The sequence below is a fragment of the Pseudomonas sp. FW305-7 genome, from assembly GCF_058786735.1.
Genome location: NZ_JBYSZA010000028.1, coordinates 33,375 through 49,339, shown reverse-complemented (window position 1 = coordinate 49,339; position 15,965 = coordinate 33,375). Strand labels below are relative to the sequence as shown.

General features: G+C 58.8%; 16 protein-coding genes. 3 read left to right on the top strand and 13 right to left on the bottom strand.

Translation table 11 applies throughout. The annotated features are described in order from the left end of the window. Window positions 1-124: 124 nt before the first annotated feature. The 7 genes from AC3WMT_RS25430 to xerD all read right to left on the bottom strand — a co-directional run bounded on the left by AC3WMT_RS25430 (window position 125) and on the right by xerD (window position 7,517). Complete coding sequence (locus AC3WMT_RS25430) at window positions 125-406, bottom strand: DUF3509 domain-containing protein (protein ID WP_103306403.1); 282 nt, start codon at window positions 404-406, stop codon at window positions 125-127. Window positions 407-573: 167 nt separating this feature from the next. Continuing rightward, complete coding sequence (locus AC3WMT_RS25425; RefSeq protein ID WP_103306402.1) at window positions 574-981, bottom strand: response regulator; 408 nt, start codon at window positions 979-981, stop codon at window positions 574-576. A gap of 117 nt (window positions 982-1,098) precedes the next feature. Continuing rightward, on the bottom strand, window positions 1,099-2,472 hold the full coding sequence (locus tag AC3WMT_RS25420) for a transporter substrate-binding domain-containing protein (RefSeq protein WP_103306401.1): 1,374 nt from the start codon (window positions 2,470-2,472) through the stop codon (window positions 1,099-1,101). 120 nt (window positions 2,473-2,592) lie between these two features. Continuing rightward, window positions 2,593-4,002 (bottom strand): threonine synthase, encoded by a 1,410-nt coding sequence (gene thrC / locus AC3WMT_RS25415; protein ID WP_103306400.1) that lies wholly within the window; start codon window positions 4,000-4,002, stop codon window positions 2,593-2,595. A 105-nt stretch (window positions 4,003-4,107) separates the two neighbouring features. Then, entirely contained in the window at window positions 4,108-5,412 is a 1,305-nt protein-coding gene (locus AC3WMT_RS25410; RefSeq protein WP_103306399.1) for a homoserine dehydrogenase, read from the bottom strand. A gap of 130 nt (window positions 5,413-5,542) precedes the next feature. Next, a complete protein-coding gene (gene dsbC, locus AC3WMT_RS25405; RefSeq protein ID WP_103306398.1) occupies window positions 5,543-6,274 on the bottom strand; it encodes a bifunctional protein-disulfide isomerase/oxidoreductase DsbC in 732 nt (243 codons plus the stop codon). 346 nt (window positions 6,275-6,620) lie between these two features. Beyond that, on the bottom strand, window positions 6,621-7,517 hold the full coding sequence (gene xerD / locus AC3WMT_RS25400) for a site-specific tyrosine recombinase XerD (RefSeq protein WP_103306397.1): 897 nt from the start codon (window positions 7,515-7,517) through the stop codon (window positions 6,621-6,623). Window positions 7,518-7,624: 107 nt separating this feature from the next. Here xerD and AC3WMT_RS25395 point away from each other — a divergent pair, with 107 nt between their 5' ends. Then, entirely contained in the window at window positions 7,625-9,436 is a 1,812-nt protein-coding gene (locus tag AC3WMT_RS25395) for a cation:proton antiporter (protein WP_103306396.1), read from the top strand. A gap of 114 nt (window positions 9,437-9,550) precedes the next feature. On the opposite strand, the gene AC3WMT_RS25390 is transcribed toward AC3WMT_RS25395, so the two are convergent. The 6 genes from AC3WMT_RS25390 to ffh form a co-directional block, all read right to left on the bottom strand. After that, entirely contained in the window at window positions 9,551-9,964 is a 414-nt protein-coding gene (locus AC3WMT_RS25390; RefSeq protein WP_038357747.1) for an acyl-CoA thioesterase, read from the bottom strand. 91 nt (window positions 9,965-10,055) lie between these two features. Continuing rightward, on the bottom strand, window positions 10,056-10,406 hold the full coding sequence (gene rplS / locus AC3WMT_RS25385; RefSeq protein WP_003175895.1) for a 50S ribosomal protein L19: 351 nt from the start codon (window positions 10,404-10,406) through the stop codon (window positions 10,056-10,058). Window positions 10,407-10,451: 45 nt separating this feature from the next. Next, entirely contained in the window at window positions 10,452-11,204 is a 753-nt protein-coding gene (trmD, locus tag AC3WMT_RS25380; RefSeq protein ID WP_103306395.1) for a tRNA (guanosine(37)-N1)-methyltransferase TrmD, read from the bottom strand. Window positions 11,205-11,206: 2 nt separating this feature from the next. Further along, entirely contained in the window at window positions 11,207-11,743 is a 537-nt protein-coding gene (gene rimM, locus AC3WMT_RS25375) for a ribosome maturation factor RimM (RefSeq protein ID WP_085688896.1), read from the bottom strand. Between the two features lie 5 nt (window positions 11,744-11,748). After that, entirely contained in the window at window positions 11,749-12,000 is a 252-nt protein-coding gene (gene rpsP / locus AC3WMT_RS25370; RefSeq protein ID WP_003185073.1) for a 30S ribosomal protein S16, read from the bottom strand. Window positions 12,001-12,249: 249 nt separating this feature from the next. Continuing rightward, window positions 12,250-13,626 carry a signal recognition particle protein gene (ffh, locus tag AC3WMT_RS25365; RefSeq protein WP_008081630.1) on the bottom strand — a complete coding sequence of 459 codons (1,377 nt, stop codon included), beginning with the start codon at window positions 13,624-13,626 and terminating at the stop codon, window positions 12,250-12,252. 210 nt (window positions 13,627-13,836) lie between these two features. On the opposite strand from ffh, the gene AC3WMT_RS25360 reads away from it, so the two are divergent. Next, window positions 13,837-14,649, top strand: a complete 813-nt coding sequence (locus AC3WMT_RS25360) for a cytochrome C assembly family protein (RefSeq protein WP_103306394.1) — start codon at window positions 13,837-13,839, stop codon at window positions 14,647-14,649. A 12-nt stretch (window positions 14,650-14,661) separates the two neighbouring features. Beyond that, on the top strand, window positions 14,662-15,894 hold the full coding sequence (locus tag AC3WMT_RS25355; RefSeq protein WP_103306393.1) for a transporter associated domain-containing protein: 1,233 nt from the start codon (window positions 14,662-14,664) through the stop codon (window positions 15,892-15,894). Window positions 15,895-15,965 lie beyond the last annotated feature (71 nt).

The window sequence follows — 15,965 nt, the reverse complement described above, 5'->3', positions numbered from 1 at the left end:
AACGTGGCCTACATAAAGACCCGTAGCAGCAAGCGACAAGCACCGGAGCACAATGCTTGATCCTGCTGTTATGGGGTCTGACTGACAGGGATGCAGGAAGGTTCCCACAAAAAATATTTCATTTTCAGAGCGCCGGACGCTTGTCCAGGGCCGCATTGCGCAACGCCGCGATCACACAGGGCTCCAGTCGCCCTTCGGCGATCAGGACGTCTCGATGCAAGCCATCGACGACATCGGTCAACTGACGTTTGTCGGTCAGTTGCGCCTGATTGAATTCGCGTTCCACCACAATTGCACCGCTGCTGTTCTTCAAGGTCACCAGGCATTCACCATGGGCGCCGCTTGGAGACAACGAAACCTGATACGGGCTCAGAGCCTCACCGAGCAATAGACTGATACTTTCCATCTCGATCTCCACTCAATCGTCCGAAAACATTGTGTCTGGGGCATGTCCACAGTAAATGACCACCGGCCCGAGAAGAAAGTTCTGCCTCATTCCGGTCGCAAGCATTGGAGTGTTACCGGTCGTTCAGAGCATGCACCGAGAAGATGACAGAAAAATAACCGTGCGCTTCAGGCCTCGACAGGCGGCGAAGGGGCGATCAGGTAGCTGTCCAGCAACCCTCTCATGAGCACCGCCGACACCGGCGTTTGCAGGCATCCCAGCAGCCGCAGTCTGTGTTCGCAAAGCAGCGGTTCGAGATCGTTCAGCAGACTCGAGGCCACCGCACCCAGCATGATCAGCGCTCGCGCTTCACGCTGCTGCGCCAGATGCCGGATCAGGGCGAGGCCGTCACCGCCCTTGAGTTGCGGGTCGCAAATGGCAATATCGACCGCGCCGCGATGCCCCAGAGAACACAAGGCCGATGGCAGCGATGGCGCGGTCAGGACGTCATAGATGCCAATGGCATTGAGCATTTGATGCAATGCCATCAACTGAAACGGATTGGGTTCAAGAATCAGGACTTTAAGCGAGCGCATGGGCGACCTCTGAAACGACAATCGCGGACTCTCACCGCAGTTGCCGTTCACTGTAGGGCAGGCGTCTTAAGCCTCCCATCGGAAAAGTAGCCGCGTCCTATAGGACATTTCCCAACTTCAATGCGGACAACGGCAACCACTCTCCGTCCGACGCTGGGTAATATCCGTCCAGCCCCCCAGCAGTCCGCGCAACTTGCCGTCGACACTGTAGAACGGCACCGTCCACTGGTAGACCTCGCGCGGGCCACTCTTGAATTGCAATTGCCGTTTACTGAAGCGTGAGGTGCGCGTGCGCAACTGCACCATGAACTCTTCATGCAGCATCAGGGCCGTGGCCTCGGGCAGCGCTTCGATCTCGATCAGCAGCCGCCCCTGCACTTGATCCTGGCGTACTGAAAGCGCCTCCTCATAACTGCGGTTGCACATGACCAGGCGTCCTTGCAGATCCCGGACGAATACCGGATCAGGCATGGAATCGATCAGCGCGTGCTGAAAGGCCAATTGATCGCCCAGACTTTGCTCGGCAGCACCGCGCTGCTTGATCACTGCGGCCAGGCGACGATTCCACACCAGCGACAGCAGGCCGAACACGCCAAGCATTGCCATTGCCCAACAGCCCCAACCAACCAGCCGTTGCCAGAGCGAAGGCGCGGGAGCCGGTGAGATGCCCTCCAGCCATTTCAGGCGAATGGCGCGTAGCTCGGCAGCGGGGAACGCCTCCAAAGCCTTGTTGAGAATGCTCAAAAGCTCAGGCATGCCCTTGCGCACCGCCAGATGATCAGCCTCCCACTTGCCTTCCACCAGCCCGCCGACCTTGAGCAGCCCCAACGGATAAAGCTGCGCACCGATTTCGTTTTCGATCGTGGCGTAAGCCTCGCCACTCTCGACCAATGCCCGCGCCTCGGCGTAGGTTTTCACCGAGCGAATTTCGATCGACGGGTGATCACGGCGGATAAGATCTTCGAGTGCGTGCCGGGCTGGCAGCACCACTACACGCTTGGCCAGTTGTTCCAGCGAATCCACCGAGGGCGCTCCCGCGCGCCCGACAAACACCCAGCCTGCACCGCCAAAGGCATGGCTGAAATCGAGAAACACCTTGCGCTCGTCACTCATCGCCAGAGTGGTACTGATGTCTGCTGCCCCACTCTCGAGGCGCTCGAGCATGTGATCGGTGGAAAACGATTCATGGTGCACAAACTGCAGACCGGTCATGGCACTGATTTGCTTGAGCACATCATTGTTCAAACCGCTCCACTGCGCGTGCTCATCCTGAAACAGATACAGCGGGTACTGCACCGACGCCACCGTCACCTTAGGGTTATCGCGAATCCATTGACGCTCATGCTCATCGAGTTCGACCGGCTGAACATGTTGTGTCCGCACATCGTCACGCAGCGCCAGTTGCGCCGCCACACTGCTGCCCATACCCGCGAGCATTCCCAACACTAACAACCAGCCCAGTGCTGGTTTGAAACCTCTATAAAACAGCATTGCCACATCCTTCGTGATCGACTCACCCGTCCTTCATGGGTGAAAACCCGAGCAGTGTGGCAGCAGAAACAAAAAAGCCCGTCAGGAGACGGGCTTCAAAATGTGACAGCTTTGGCAGGCTTAAAGTGGCTTGCCGCGGTTGCCATGCTGGCTGACAAAGGCTTGCACGGCTTTCAGCTCGTTTGGCAGAACGGTGCAGCGCTCGTTTCGCTCAAACAAATCAGAAAGATGTGCAGGTAGTTCGAGAGCTTTTCCTACACCGGCTTTTTCCACCGCGTCGGGGAATTTCACCGGGTGAGCAGTCCCCAGGATCACCATCGGGATGTCCAGGCTACGGCGGCACTCGCGCGCAGCCTTGACGCCAATGGCGGTGTGCGGATCCAGCACTTCACCGCACTGCTCGTAGACTTCGGCGATGGTCTCGCAGGTTTGCGCATCGTCCACGGCCAGCGAGTCGAACAGTTTGCGCGCTTCAGTCCAGCGCTCTTGCTCGACGCTGAAGCTGCCGTCCTTCTTGAACGAGTCCATCAGACCGGCAATCGCCGCACCGTTGCGACCGTGCAGGTCGAACAGCAGGCGTTCGAAGTTCGACGAAACCATGATGTCCATCGACGGCGACAGCGTGGCGTGCAAGGTTTCCTTGACGTACTGATTGCCGCTCATGAAACGGTGCAGGATGTCGTTGCGGTTGGTGGCGACGATCAACTGGTTGATCGGCAGGCCCATGTTGCGCGCCAGGTAACCGGCGAAGATGTCGCCGAAGTTGCCGGTCGGTACCGAGAACGACACCGAGCGTGCCGGGCCGCCCAACTGCAAGGCTGCGTGGAAGTAGTAGACGATCTGGGCCATGATCCGCGCCCAGTTGATCGAGTTCACCGCCACCAGACGTGTGCCTTTGAGGAAGCTCTGGTCGGCGAAGCTCGCCTTGACCATTTCCTGGCAGTCATCGAAGTTGCCTTCGATGGCGATGTTGTGGATGTTCTCGCCGAAAATCGTGGTCATCTGGCGACGCTGCACTTCGGACACGCGGTTGTGCGGGTGCAGGATGAAGATGTCGACGTTTTCGCAGTGTTTGCAGCCTTCGATGGCAGCCGAGCCGGTATCACCGGAAGTGGCGCCGACGATGACCACCCGCTCGCCGCGCTTTTCCAGCACGTAATCGAGCAGGCGACCGAGCAGTTGCAGGGCGAAGTCCTTGAACGCCAGGGTCGGGCCGTGGAACAGCTCCAGCACCCACTCGTTACCGTTCAGTTGACGCAACGGCGCGACGGCGCTGTGCGAGAACACGCCGTAGGTTTCTTCGAGGATCTTTTTGAAGTCGGCGTCAGGGATGCTGCCGGTAACAAATGGGCGCATGACGCGGAAGGCCAGCTCGTGATACGGCAGGCCGGCCCAGGAAGCGATTTCTTCCTGGGTGAAACGTGGCAGGTTTTCCGGGACGTACAGACCGCCGTCGGTGGCGAGACCGGCCAGCAGGACGTCTTCGAAATTCAGGGCCGGTGCCTGGCCGCGGGTACTGATGTAACGCATGATTTCAAACCTTCGGTTTGAGCTACAAGCTTTGAGCTGCAAGCTACAAGTGAAAAGCGGCTGTGCTTTTACTTGCAGCTTGAAGCTTGAAACTTGCCGCTGGTGTTAATTCAAGTGTTCGACGCGGATCCGTACAACCGGACCGTTCACGCCAGCCAGGGCTTCGAGGGCGGCGATGGCATCGTTGATGCGCTGCTCGACCACACGGTGGGTCAGCAGGATCATCGGCACCAGACCGTCGTGTTCCTCGACTTCCTTCTGCATGATCGACTCGATGTTGATGCCGCGCTCCGAGAGGATGCTCGCCACCTGAGCCAGTACGCCCGGATGGTCCTTGGCCTGAATGCGCAGGTAGTAAGCGCTTTCGCAGGCTTCGATCGGCAGGATCGGATGGGCCGACAGCGAGTCCGGCTGGAAGGCCAGGTGCGGTACGCGGTTTTCCGGGTCGGAGGTCATGGCGCGAACCACGTCCACCAGATCGGCGATCACCGAAGATGCGGTTGGCTCCATGCCAGCGCCAGCGCCGTAGAACAGCGTCGAACCGGCAGCATCGCCGTTAACCATTACCGCGTTCATCACGCCGTTGACGTTGGCGATCAGACGATCGGCCGGGATCAGCGTCGGGTGTACGCGCAGCTCGATGCCGGTAGCGGTGCTGCGGGCCACACCGAGGTGCTTGATGCGGTAGCCAAGCGCTTCGGCGTAGTTGACGTCGGCGGTGGTCAGCTTGGTGATGCCTTCGGTGTAAGCCTTGTCGAATTGCAGCGGAATACCGAACGCAATGGAGGCCAGAATCGTCAGCTTGTGCGCCGCGTCGATGCCTTCAACGTCGAAGGTCGGATCAGCTTCGGCGTAACCCAGAGCCTGCGCCTCGGCCAGCACGTCTTCGAAGGTACGGCCCTTCTCACGCATTTCGGTGAGGATGAAGTTGCCGGTGCCGTTGATGATCCCGGCGACCCAGTTGATGCGGTTGGCGGACAGGCCTTCACGGATCGCTTTGATCACCGGAATGCCGCCGGCCACGGCCGCTTCAAACGCCACAATCACGCCTTTCTCGCGGGCCTTGGCGAAAATTTCATTACCGTGAACGGCAATCAGAGCCTTGTTCGCGGTGACCACATGCTTGCCATTCTCGATGGCCTTGAGTACCAGCTCGCGGGCAACGGTGTAGCCGCCCATCAGCTCTATGACGATGTCGATCTCAGGGTTCGTGGCCACTTCGAAGACATCGTTGGTAATCGCAATACCGGTCGTCTGGAACTGAGGCTTTGGCGTGCGCATGGCAATTTGTGCCACTTCGATCCCACGCCCGGCACGACGAGCAATTTCCTCGGCGTTGCGCTGAAGTACGTTGAAGGTACCGCCACCGACGGTCCCTAACCCACAGATGCCTACTTTGACCGGATTCACTGTGAACTCCCCATAAAACGGCCGACGCTGGGTCGGCCGGAAAACAACCGCATGCTCGCGGCTCTCAATTAATGGCCCGGCAATGTGGCTGCCGGACCATGATCGTCAAGGCTGACCGTGACGATGCGAATTACTTCGCGCCCAGCGCCAGTTTGGCGACTTGTGGCGCAGGCTGGTAGCCCGGAATGACTTGTCCGTCAGCCAAAACGATGGCCGGTGTGCCGTTCACACCGATCGACTGACCGAGGGCGAACTGTTTGGAAACCGGGTTATCGCACTTGGCGGCCTTGATTTCCTTGCCATCGACCATTTTGTCCATGGCGGCTTTCTTGTCTTTCGAGCACCACACGGCTTGCAACTGCTCGTCACCCGGCGAGCCGAGGCCCTGGCGCGGGAACGCTACATAGCGCACTTCAATGCCGCGCTTGTTCAGCTCAGGCACTTCGGCGTGCAGTTTGTGGCAATACGGGCAGGTGGTGTCGGTGAATACGGTGATGAACGATTTGGTCTCGCCCACGGCCGGGTAGACCACGGTTTCGGCCACCGGGATGGCGTTGATCAGTTTGGAGATGCCGACGCGCTCGGCTTTCTCGGTCAGGTTGACCGGTTTGCCGTCCTTGAGCTGGAACAGGTAACCCTGAACGATGTACTGACCGTCAGCGCTGGCGTACAGCACGCGGCTGCCCTTGAGCTTGACTTCGTACATGCCCGGCAACGGGCTGGCATTGATGCTTTCTACCGGAACCTCGAGTTCGAGTTTTTCCAGGCTTTGACGAATCGCTTTGTCGGCCGCGTCATCGGCGACGGCAAAGGTGCTGACCAACGCAATGGCTGCGGCGGCGAAAATCTGGGTCAGACGCATGAGAACTCCTGAAGGCGGACAAATGGATCGGTCAGAACGCCCGTGCCGGAACACCGGGTCATAACCGTCCATCGTGCAAACCGGCAAAGCCTAACACATAAGGTCACGGTGGCCGAATGCGCCTGTCGCCACAGATTCATGTGCACCTGCCACACCCTCATACATGTGCAGCTGACACACATTATTGTGGCGAGGGGATTTATCCCCGATGGGTTGCGAAGCAGCCCTGAAACCGTCCACCCCGGTCTATCAGAAAAACCGAACAAGCCGAGCCTGGGGCTGCTGCCCAGCCCATCGGGGATAAATCCCCTCACCACAGGTAATTATTCCAACATTGAAGGGTGCATCAACCGCGCGGGTGATGTTTGGCGTGCAGGTCTTGCAATCGGGCGCGGGCGACATGGGTATAGATCTGGGTGGTCGAAAGGTCACTGTGCCCCAGCAGCATCTGCACCACGCGCAAGTCGGCGCCATGGTTAAGCAGGTGCGTGGCAAACGCATGGCGCAAGGTATGCGGCGACAGCGACTTGCCGATCCCGGCGACCTTGGCCCAATGCTTGATCCGGTGCCAAAACGTTTGGCGCGTCATCTGCTCGCCGCGCTGACTGGGGAACAGCACATCGCTGGGACGGCCGCCGAGCAATTCGCCGCGGCCATCGCGCATATAGCGCTCGATCCAGACAATTGCCTCTTCGCCCATCGGCACCAGACGCTCCTTGCTGCCCTTACCCATCACTCGCAACACACCCTGACGCAGGTTGACCTGCTCCAGTGTCAGACTGATCAGCTCGGTCACCCGCAGGCCGCAGGCGTACAACACTTCGAGCATGGCGCGGTCACGCTGGCCGATCGCCTCACTCAGATCCGGCGCCTTCAACAACGCTTCCACATCAGCTTCCGACAGGGATTTGGGCAGCGGCCTGCCCAGCTGCGGCATGTCGACACGCAACGTCGGATCTACGGTGATCAGCTTTTCCCGCAACAAATACCGATAAAACCCACGCACACCCGAAAGAAATCTCGCGGTGGAACGTGGTTTGTAGTTCTGCTCCAGACGCCAGGCCAAGTGATCGAGGATCAACTCACGGCCGGCGTTGATCAGCTCCAGGTTTTTCTCCTGCAACCAGCCGTTGAACAGCGCCAGATCGCTGCGATAGGCGCCTCGGGTGTTATCGGACAGGCCTTTTTCCAGCCACAGGGCGTCGAGGAATTGGTCAATCAGGGGATGGTCGATGGCAGGCATGGGCGCTCAAGACACACAACCTCAGGGCTGTGCGCAAATGTAGAGTGAACTGTAGGAATGGGCGCTAGTCTTTCATAGCCCGCTATTTCAAGGAACAGGGAGCATCAATGAACGAGCAGCAAATCCTATTGGCATTTGGCGGGATTGGTGTGGCGGCGCTGGGTTGCCAGTGGCTGGCCTGGCGCCTGAAATTGCCGGCGATTCTGTTTTTGTTGCTGACCGGCATTCTGGCCGGCCCGGTACTGGGCTGGCTCGATCCACAGGAAATGTTCGGGCCGTTGCTGATGCCGCTGGTGTCGCTGGCGGTAGCGCTGATTCTGTTCGAAGGCAGCCTGACGCTGCATCTGTCGGAATGGAAAGAGATTGGCAGCGTTGTTCATCGACTGGTGACGATTGGAGCTATCTCGACCTGGATCGTCATCGCGGTCGCCACCCATTATTTGCTCGGCTTTGACTGGATGCTGGCCATCCTTTTCGGCAGCCTGACGCTGGTGACTGGCCCGACAGTGATCGTGCCGATGCTGCGGGTAGTGCGGCCGAAAGCCTCTATCGCCAATATTCTGCGCTGGGAAGGCATTGTCATTGACCCGATCGGCGCCCTCCTCGCCGTCGTGGTCTACAGCTTCATCATTGCCAGCGCTGAGGGCCATGGTTTCAAGCAGAGCCTGTTGACCTTCGGCGGGGTGATTCTGTGTGGCGCGGCGTTCGGGGTTGTCGGTGGATGGTTACTAGGGACGGTGATCCGCCGGCAGTGGCTGCCGGAGTACCTGCATAACCTCGCCTCGCTGGCGGCGGTACTGGGGATTTTCATTGCCTCCAACGAGGTCATGCATGAGTCGGGATTGTTGGCGGTGACGCTGATGGGCATGTGGCTGGCCAACATGAAAGGCGTGGATGTGCGGCACATCCTGCACTTCAAGGAAAACCTCAGCGTGCTGCTGATCTCCGGACTGTTCATTCTGTTGGCGGCGCGCCTCGACTTGAACGCCTTGATTGGACTGGGTCCGCTGGTGCTGATTTTGTTGTTGGTGATTCAATTGATCGCCCGGCCACTGAACGTTGTGCTGAGCACGGCGGGCTCCAGCCTGAGTTGGCGTGAACGCGCACTTTTGTGCTGGATCGCACCACGAGGGATTGTCGCGGCCGCAGTGTCGGCAATTTTTGCCATTCGCCTGGATGAAGCCGGCCATGAAGGTGCGTTGCTGCTGGTGCCACTGACCTTTGCGGTGATCATCGGCACCGTGGTGCTGCAAAGCGCTACAGCACGCCCGTTGGCACGCCTGCTCAAAGTCGCGGAACCGGCGCCGAGTGGCTTCCTGATCGTCGGCGCCAATGCGCCTTCGCGCTTGCTTGGCAAGTCGTTGCAACAACTGGGCAGCCGGGTTTTGCTGACCGATTCGAGCTGGGAAAACATTCGTGCGGCGCGTATGGAAGGGCTACCGACCTACTTCGGCAACCCGGCTTCGCAACATGCCGATGCGCATCTGGATCTGGTCGGGTTGGGGCATTTGCTGGCGTTGTCACCGTCCGGCGAACTCAACACCTTGGCGGCGATGCGCTTTCGTCATGACTTCGGACATCATCGTTTGTTTGGTTTGGCCAGCGGTCATGAAAGCCGCCGCAGCGACAAACATCGCGCGAGCCTTGAGCATCGTGGCAATCAGTTGGGCAGTGAGGCGTTGACCTACGCGAAACTGGCCAGCCAGATGGGCCAGGGCGCCGAGCTGTACAGCACAGCATTGACGGACGGGTTTGGCTGGGAGGATTACCGGGCGTTGCATGGCAATCGGGCGACCCTGCTGTTCATGCGTGATGACAGTGGTTGGGTGCATGTGGTGACGCCTGAGACCACATTGAAGCCGGGATCTGGGTGGACGTTGCTGGCGTTGATTCAGCCGGAGGCCAGCGGCGCCTCTTAAATCCAATCGCGGGCAAGCCCGCTCCCACAGTGTCCGTGTCGTGCATAAAAGTTGTGAACGACACAAAACCTGTGGGAGCTGGCTTGCCAGCGATGGTCGCGACGCGGTTTCAGATCAGGCCGCAAAACCCGGGAGCACCGGCACCGGTCGCTTGTCATCATCGATGGCAACAAAGCTGAACTGCCCATGGATCGCCTTTTCGCGCCCATCACAACTCATGCTTTCCACAAACACTTCCACCTCGACCTTGAGGCTGGTGTTGCCGACCTTGATCACTTTCCCTACCAGTTCGACGATCGAGCCGGCCGGGATGGCGTGGTTGAAGTCGATGCGATCAGTCGAAACCGTCACCAGCGGCAAACGGCAAAAACGCGTGGCGGTGATGAACGACACTTCGTCCATCCACGCCAGCGCAGTGCCGCCGAACAGGGTGTTGTGGTGGTTGGTGGTCGGCGGGAAGACGGCTTTGGTTACGCGGGTCACCGAGAGTTCGGTACGGCGTTCGATTTCCTGGTCACGGGTGGTCATGGTTCTGGCCTGAAACGAAATGGCTGTGGACAAATTGCAGGCAACAAAAAAGCAGCCCGTAGGCTGCTTTTTTCTGCATCGGAAGCTGGGCTTAAGCCAGTTTTTCCTTGATGCGAGCTGCTTTACCCGACAGGTCGCGCAGGTAGTACAGCTTGGCTTTACGTACGTCACCGCGACGTTTAACAGCCATGCTGTCGATCTGCGGGGAGTAGGTCTGGAAAGTACGTTCTACGCCAACACCGTTGGAGATTTTACGAACGGTGAACGCACTGTTCACGCCGCGGTTACGCTTGGCGATTACAACGCCTTCGAACGCTTGCAGACGGGAACGATCGCCTTCCTTCACTTTCACCTGAACGACAATGGTGTCGCCTGGGGCAAAGGTAGGGATTTCTTTGGTCATCTGCTCTGCTTCGAGTGCAAGGATGATTTTGTTGGTCATGCTGTGCTCCTAAGGTAAATCAACTGATCTACCATCGATACGTTGTTAACTATCGTCCCGCTCGCGGATGTATTCCTCGAGCAGCTTCTTCTCTTCTCCAGAAAGCGAGCGGCTTTCCAGAAGATCGGCGCGTCGTTCATAGGTCCTACCAAGGGACTGCTGTAAACGCCAACGCCGGATATGCGCGTGATTGCCACTTAGCAACACGTCGGGAACACGCTGATCCGCATACACCTCAGGTCGGGTGTAGTGCGGGCAATCCAGCAGACCATCCGTAAAGGAATCTTCCTCAGCGGAATCCGCATGCCCTAAAGCTCCAGGCAGCAGTCGTGTAACCGCATCGATCAGGACCATGGCCGGCAGCTCACCGCCAGACAACACATAGTCACCAATTGACCACTCTTCATCGACATGAGCCTCAATAAAGCGCTCGTCAATGCCTTCATAGCGGCCGGCAATCAGGATCAATGCATCCGATTTCGCCAACTCGCGTACCGCCGACTGATTCAGTTGACGGCCTTGGGGGGACAGGTAAATCACCTTCGCCGCCTCCCCGGCTGCTGCCTTGGCCTGAACCAGAGCATCTTCCAGGGGCTTGATCTTCATCACCATGCCCGGACCACCGCCAAACGGGCGATCGTCCACAGTGTGATGCCGATCCGTCGTGTAATCCCGCGGATTCCAACAGGTCAGCTGCAAGAGCCCCTGTTTGACCGCTCGACTGGTGATGCCGTAGTCGCCGATGGCGGAAAACATCTCGGGAAACAAACTGATCACTTCTACGCGCAAGTTAGCCACGCTTAGAAGTCCGCGTCCCAATCCACCTTCATCTCGCCCGCTGCCAGGTCGACGGCCAACACGCATTGCTCCGTATAGGGCAACAGGCGTTCGCGATCATCCAGGCTGCCAGCGCAAGGCTTGACTACCATTACATCATTGGCGCCGGTTTCCAGAAGATGATCGATTTTCCCGAGCAATTGCCCAAGGGTGTCGATGACCTTCAGACCTTCCAGTTGGTACCAGTAGTACTCACCTTCGGTCAATTCAGCGAACAGATTACGCGGCACGCAGATCTCATAACCGGCCAGAAGACGAGCTTCTTCACGATCATCAAGACCCTTGAGCTTTGCGACCAGGAACTTGTCGCTCCCGCGTCCACTGACCAGCTCGACCTGTTTGACATTGCCTTCGCGCTTGAGCGTCCAGGTTTTGTACTGCAACAGGTTTTCAGTCGGATCAGTAAAGGAATAAACCTTCACTTCGCCGCGAACGCCATGAACAGAATAAATTTTGCCAATAACGATCAAATCATCGGCAACAGCAGGCGTCGCGTTCATATTGCTCAGGCCGCAGCCTTTGCAGATTCCTTCAGCAACTGAGCAACACGCTCAGAAGGCTGTGCACCAACGCTCAGCCAGTAGGCTACGCGCTCTTGGTTCACGGACAGACGGATTTCCTGACCACGGGCAACAGGGTTGAAGAAACCAACCTGTTCTTTGTGGGAGCCGTCACGCGGGTTACGCGAGTCGGTTACGGTCAGGTGGTAAAACGGGCGCTTTTTGGAGCCGCCAAGGGCAAGACGGATTGTTAGCATGTGAACATCGTTCCTGTAGTCGGTGCTGCAAATCTAAATGCACAGCGGGCATGGGTGCCCGAAAGGCCGCATATTCTAAGGAATATCCGGACTTTTGCAAATGACTTTTTCCGGCGCCTATGGCATGCCGTGCAGATTTGCATAGAGAGCCGTCGATGAAAACGGCCAGTCAGCTCCCGCCGAGTGCGGGTTTGCTGTTGATCCCGCGTCCTTGCGGGGCCTGCGCCGGTGCGACGACCGGCCAGTTTTTTACATTTTCGGCATGCCGCCGCCGGGCAACATACCGCCCATGCCGCGCATCATTTTCGCCATTCCGCCTTTGGCGGTGAATTTCTTCATCATCTTCTGCATCTGCTTGTGCTGCTTGATCAAGCGACCGATATCCTGCACCTGCGTGCCGGAACCCATGGCGATCCGGCGCTTGCGCGAACCGCTGATCAGTTCAGGGTCGCGGCGCTCGGCCGGGGTCATGGAATTGATGATGGCTTCCATCTGTTTGAATTGTTTCTCTGCGGCGTTCTGGGCATTGCCCATTTGCGACAGGTTGACGCCACCGATGCTCGGCAGTTTGTCCATGAGGCCGCCAAGGCCGCCCATGTTCTTCATCTGTTGCAGCTGATCACGGAAGTCTTCGAGGTCGAAGCCCTTGCCCTTCTTCAGCTTCTTGGCCAGTTTGTCGGCCTTGTCCTTGTCGAGGGTCGCTTCAGCCTGTTCGATCAGGCTGAGCACGTCGCCCATGCCGAGAATCCGCGAGGCGATACGCTCAGGGTGGAACGGATCGAGCGCTTCGCTCTTCTCGCCCATACCGATGAACTTGATCGGCTTGCCAGTGATGGCACGCACCGACAGGGCGGCGCCGCCACGGGCATCGCCGTCGACCTTGGTCAGGATCACACCGGTCAACGGCAGTGCATCGCCGAAGGCCTTGGCCGTGTTGGCGGCGTCCTGACCGGTCATGGCGTCGACCACGAACAGGGTTTCGACCGGGTTGATCGCGGCGTGCAGCGCCTTGATCTCGCCCATCATCTCTTCGTCGATGTGCAGACGACCGGCGGTGTCGACGATGACCACGTCGATGAATTTCAGTTTTGCTTCTTTAATAGCCGCGGTGGCGATGTCCACCGGTTTCTGGCTCAGGTCGGACGGGAAGAACGTCACGCCGATGTCGTTGGCCAGGGTTTCCAGCTGTTTAATAGCTGCCGGGCGATAAACGTCCGCCGACACAACCATGACCGACTTTTTCTTGCGCTCTTTCAGGAAACGCGCAAGTTTGCCGGCGGTGGTGGTTTTACCCGCACCCTGCAGACCGGCCATCAGAATGACCGCTGGCGGCACAGCGCTCAGGTTCAAGTCTTCGTTGGCCGCGCCCATCAGGCTTTCGAGTTCGGCCTGGACGATCTTCACGAACGCTTGGCCCGGCGTCAGGCTGCGCGACACCTCGGTGCCGACAGCGCGTTCCTTGACCGAATTGACGAAGTCCTTGACCACCGGCAGGGCGACGTCGGCTTCGAGCAACGCCATGCGCACTTCACGCAAGGTGTCTTTGATATTGTCCTCGGTCAGCTTCGCCTTGCCGGTGACATGGCGCAGCGTCTGCGAGAGACGGTCGGTTAAGTTTTCAAACATTGCGCGATCCTTTCAGGCCCTGTGTAGACCGGGATAATGGCGGCCCAGACCGGAATCAACATGTGCTCGGCGAGCCTGCGGCGTGGGCAGGTCGCGGATTATAGCGAAGACTGCGGCTGGCGGACACCTCGCTGTCAGCTTCCTGAGTCTTTCGTGCCATGGCGGTTCTATGCCAAACTCAGCCCCTTTCGGGCTTGCCTAACAGGATTTATGCTCCCCTTGTCACCCAGTTTGCTTACCACTCTCGCCGCCGCCCTTCTATACGCCGCTGCGACTCTTTATCAGAGCACTCGTCTGGCCACCGGCGCCAAGGCGAACAAGCGCCTGCTGGTTACGCTTGGCGTCCTCGCCGTGGTCGCCCACAGCGCCAGCCTGCTCACGCATTTGCTGACCCCGATCGGTCTGGGCCTGGATTTCTTCAGCGCCTCCAGCCTGATCGCCGCAGCGGTGATCGCCCTGACGCTGATCGCCTGCTCACGGATTCCGGTGGAGAACCTGCTGGTGCTGCTGTTTCCGCTGGGCGCAGTCACCGTGTTGCTGGCGCAGTTCGCGCCGACCGGCACGGTTCAGATCATCGATGAAGAGCCGGGCATCCTCGCCCACATTCTCTTGTCGATCCTCGCCTACGGCATGTTCACCATCGCGGTGTTCCAGGCTTTGCTGCTGCTGGTGCAAGACCACCAGCTCAAGCACAAGCACCCGTCCGGCCTGATCAAGAACTTCCCGCCGCTGCAAACCATGGAAAGCCTGCTGTTCGGTTTCCTCTGGGCCGGCTGGACGCTGCTGTCACTGTCGCTGATTTCCGGCTGGCTGTTCGTCGAAAACCTGTTCGCTCAGCATCTGGTACACAAAACCCTGCTGGCGTGCCTGGCCTGGGTGGTGTTCAGCGTGCTGTTGTGGGGCCGCAATCGTCTGGGCTGGCGCGGCCACAAGGCGATTCGCTGGACCCTCGCCGGTTTCTGCCTGCTGATGTTGGCTTATTTCGGCAGCAAACTGGTTCGTGAATACATCCTGCACATCTGACGGGCGGCATAAATGGACGGTTTGCCCATAGGGCCGATGCTCGCAATATTTGCCCTGCTGATTTTATGGTCGGGGCTGTTTACCGCCGTCGAAATCGCGCAGCAACACCTGCTCGCGCAGCGCACCGCCTCACGCGCCAGCGATAAGCCGCTGGCCAGGCTGAGCTTCCCGCTCGACAGCCTGATCCTGTGCAATACCTTGTGCCGGGCACTGGCAGTGATCATCGCCACGCTGCTGGCAATTTTCCTTTGCGAAGAAAACGGCCCGTGGGCCGCTTGCCTGAGTGCCGGCGTGATCTTGCTGGTCTTCGCCGATTACTTCCCGCGCTCGCTCGCCAAACGCTATCCGGACGCCGTGCTTTCTTTCGGCAATACCTTGCTGGCGGTGCCGCTGAAAGCGGTTTACCCATTGGCCTGGCTGCTCAGCCGTATCAGCGGTTTGCTGACTCGACCTTTTGCGCGCAAAGCCCAAGTGGTGCAGCAAAGCGAGGACGACCTGGCGGCGGATCATCCCGATGATCCCGAACATCCGACACGTACGCACCCGGTGTCAGGCATCCATGCGCTGGACAACATCACCGTCAACGACATTCTGGTCCCGCGCAGCGACGTCGACGGCATCAACCTTGATGACCCGATCGAAGACATCATCGAACAACTGCGCCACAACAAACGCACGCGCCTGCCGGTGTTCCACAGCGACATCAACCAGGTCGAAGCGGTGCTCAATACCCGGCAGATCCGCCATCTGCTGAACAACGACAGTCTGACCCGTGAAGCGTTGCTGGCCGCCAGCTACGAGCCGTACTTCGTGCCGGAAAGCACGCCGTTGCAACTGCAACTGCTGAACTTCCACAAGCAGCAGCGCCGGTTGGGCATGGTGGTGGACGAGTACGGCGAAGTGCTGGGCATCGTCACCCTGGAAGACATTCTTGAAGAGATCGTCGGCGAGTTCGAAAGCGAGCACAGCCTCGACAACCCGCACATTCACACACAGGCCGATGGGCGCATGGTGATTGATGGCGCGGCATCAATCCGAGAGCTGAATAAATGCCTGGGCTGGCACTTGCCAAGCGACGGGCCGAAGACCCTGAATGGCTTGGTGACCGAAGCGCTGGAGACCATCCCGGAAAGCGCGGTTTGCCTGAAGATCGGCCGTTATCGATTGGAGATCCTCGAAACTGAGGAGAACCGGGTGAGCAAGGTGTTGATCTGGCATACCTCTTCGGTGCCTGCCAAGATCTAAGCGTAGTTGTGGCGAGGGAGCCTGCTCCCGCTCGGGCGTGCAGCGTCCGCAAATGTGCTGGGGTCGCTTCG

What these genes read in the sequence shown, in the direction of transcription:
- AC3WMT_RS25430 (WP_103306403.1), bottom strand. Translation starts at nt 406, where the DNA reads ATGGAAAGTATCAGTCTATTGCTCGGTGAGGCTCTGAGCCCGTATCAG.
- AC3WMT_RS25425 (WP_103306402.1), bottom strand. Translation starts at nt 981, where the DNA reads ATGCGCTCGCTTAAAGTCCTGATTCTTGAACCCAATCCGTTTCAGTTG.
- AC3WMT_RS25420 (WP_103306401.1), bottom strand. Translation starts at nt 2,472, where the DNA reads ATGCTGTTTTATAGAGGTTTCAAACCAGCACTGGGCTGGTTGTTAGTG.
- thrC (WP_103306400.1), bottom strand. Translation starts at nt 4,002, where the DNA reads ATGCGTTACATCAGTACCCGCGGCCAGGCACCGGCCCTGAATTTCGAA.
- dsbC (WP_103306398.1), bottom strand. Translation starts at nt 6,274, where the DNA reads ATGCGTCTGACCCAGATTTTCGCCGCCGCAGCCATTGCGTTGGTCAGC.
- xerD (WP_103306397.1), bottom strand. Translation starts at nt 7,517, where the DNA reads ATGCCTGCCATCGACCATCCCCTGATTGACCAATTCCTCGACGCCCTG.
- AC3WMT_RS25395 (WP_103306396.1), top strand. Translation starts at nt 7,625, where the DNA reads ATGAACGAGCAGCAAATCCTATTGGCATTTGGCGGGATTGGTGTGGCG.
- AC3WMT_RS25390 (WP_038357747.1), bottom strand. Translation starts at nt 9,964, where the DNA reads ATGACCACCCGTGACCAGGAAATCGAACGCCGTACCGAACTCTCGGTG.
- rplS (WP_003175895.1), bottom strand. Translation starts at nt 10,406, where the DNA reads ATGACCAACAAAATCATCCTTGCACTCGAAGCAGAGCAGATGACCAAA.
- rimM (WP_085688896.1), bottom strand. Translation starts at nt 11,743, where the DNA reads ATGAACGCGACGCCTGCTGTTGCCGATGATTTGATCGTTATTGGCAAA.
- rpsP (WP_003185073.1), bottom strand. Translation starts at nt 12,000, where the DNA reads ATGCTAACAATCCGTCTTGCCCTTGGCGGCTCCAAAAAGCGCCCGTTT.
- ffh (WP_008081630.1), bottom strand. Translation starts at nt 13,626, where the DNA reads ATGTTTGAAAACTTAACCGACCGTCTCTCGCAGACGCTGCGCCATGTC.
- AC3WMT_RS25360 (WP_103306394.1), top strand. Translation starts at nt 13,837, where the DNA reads ATGCTCCCCTTGTCACCCAGTTTGCTTACCACTCTCGCCGCCGCCCTT.
- AC3WMT_RS25355 (WP_103306393.1), top strand. Translation starts at nt 14,662, where the DNA reads ATGGACGGTTTGCCCATAGGGCCGATGCTCGCAATATTTGCCCTGCTG.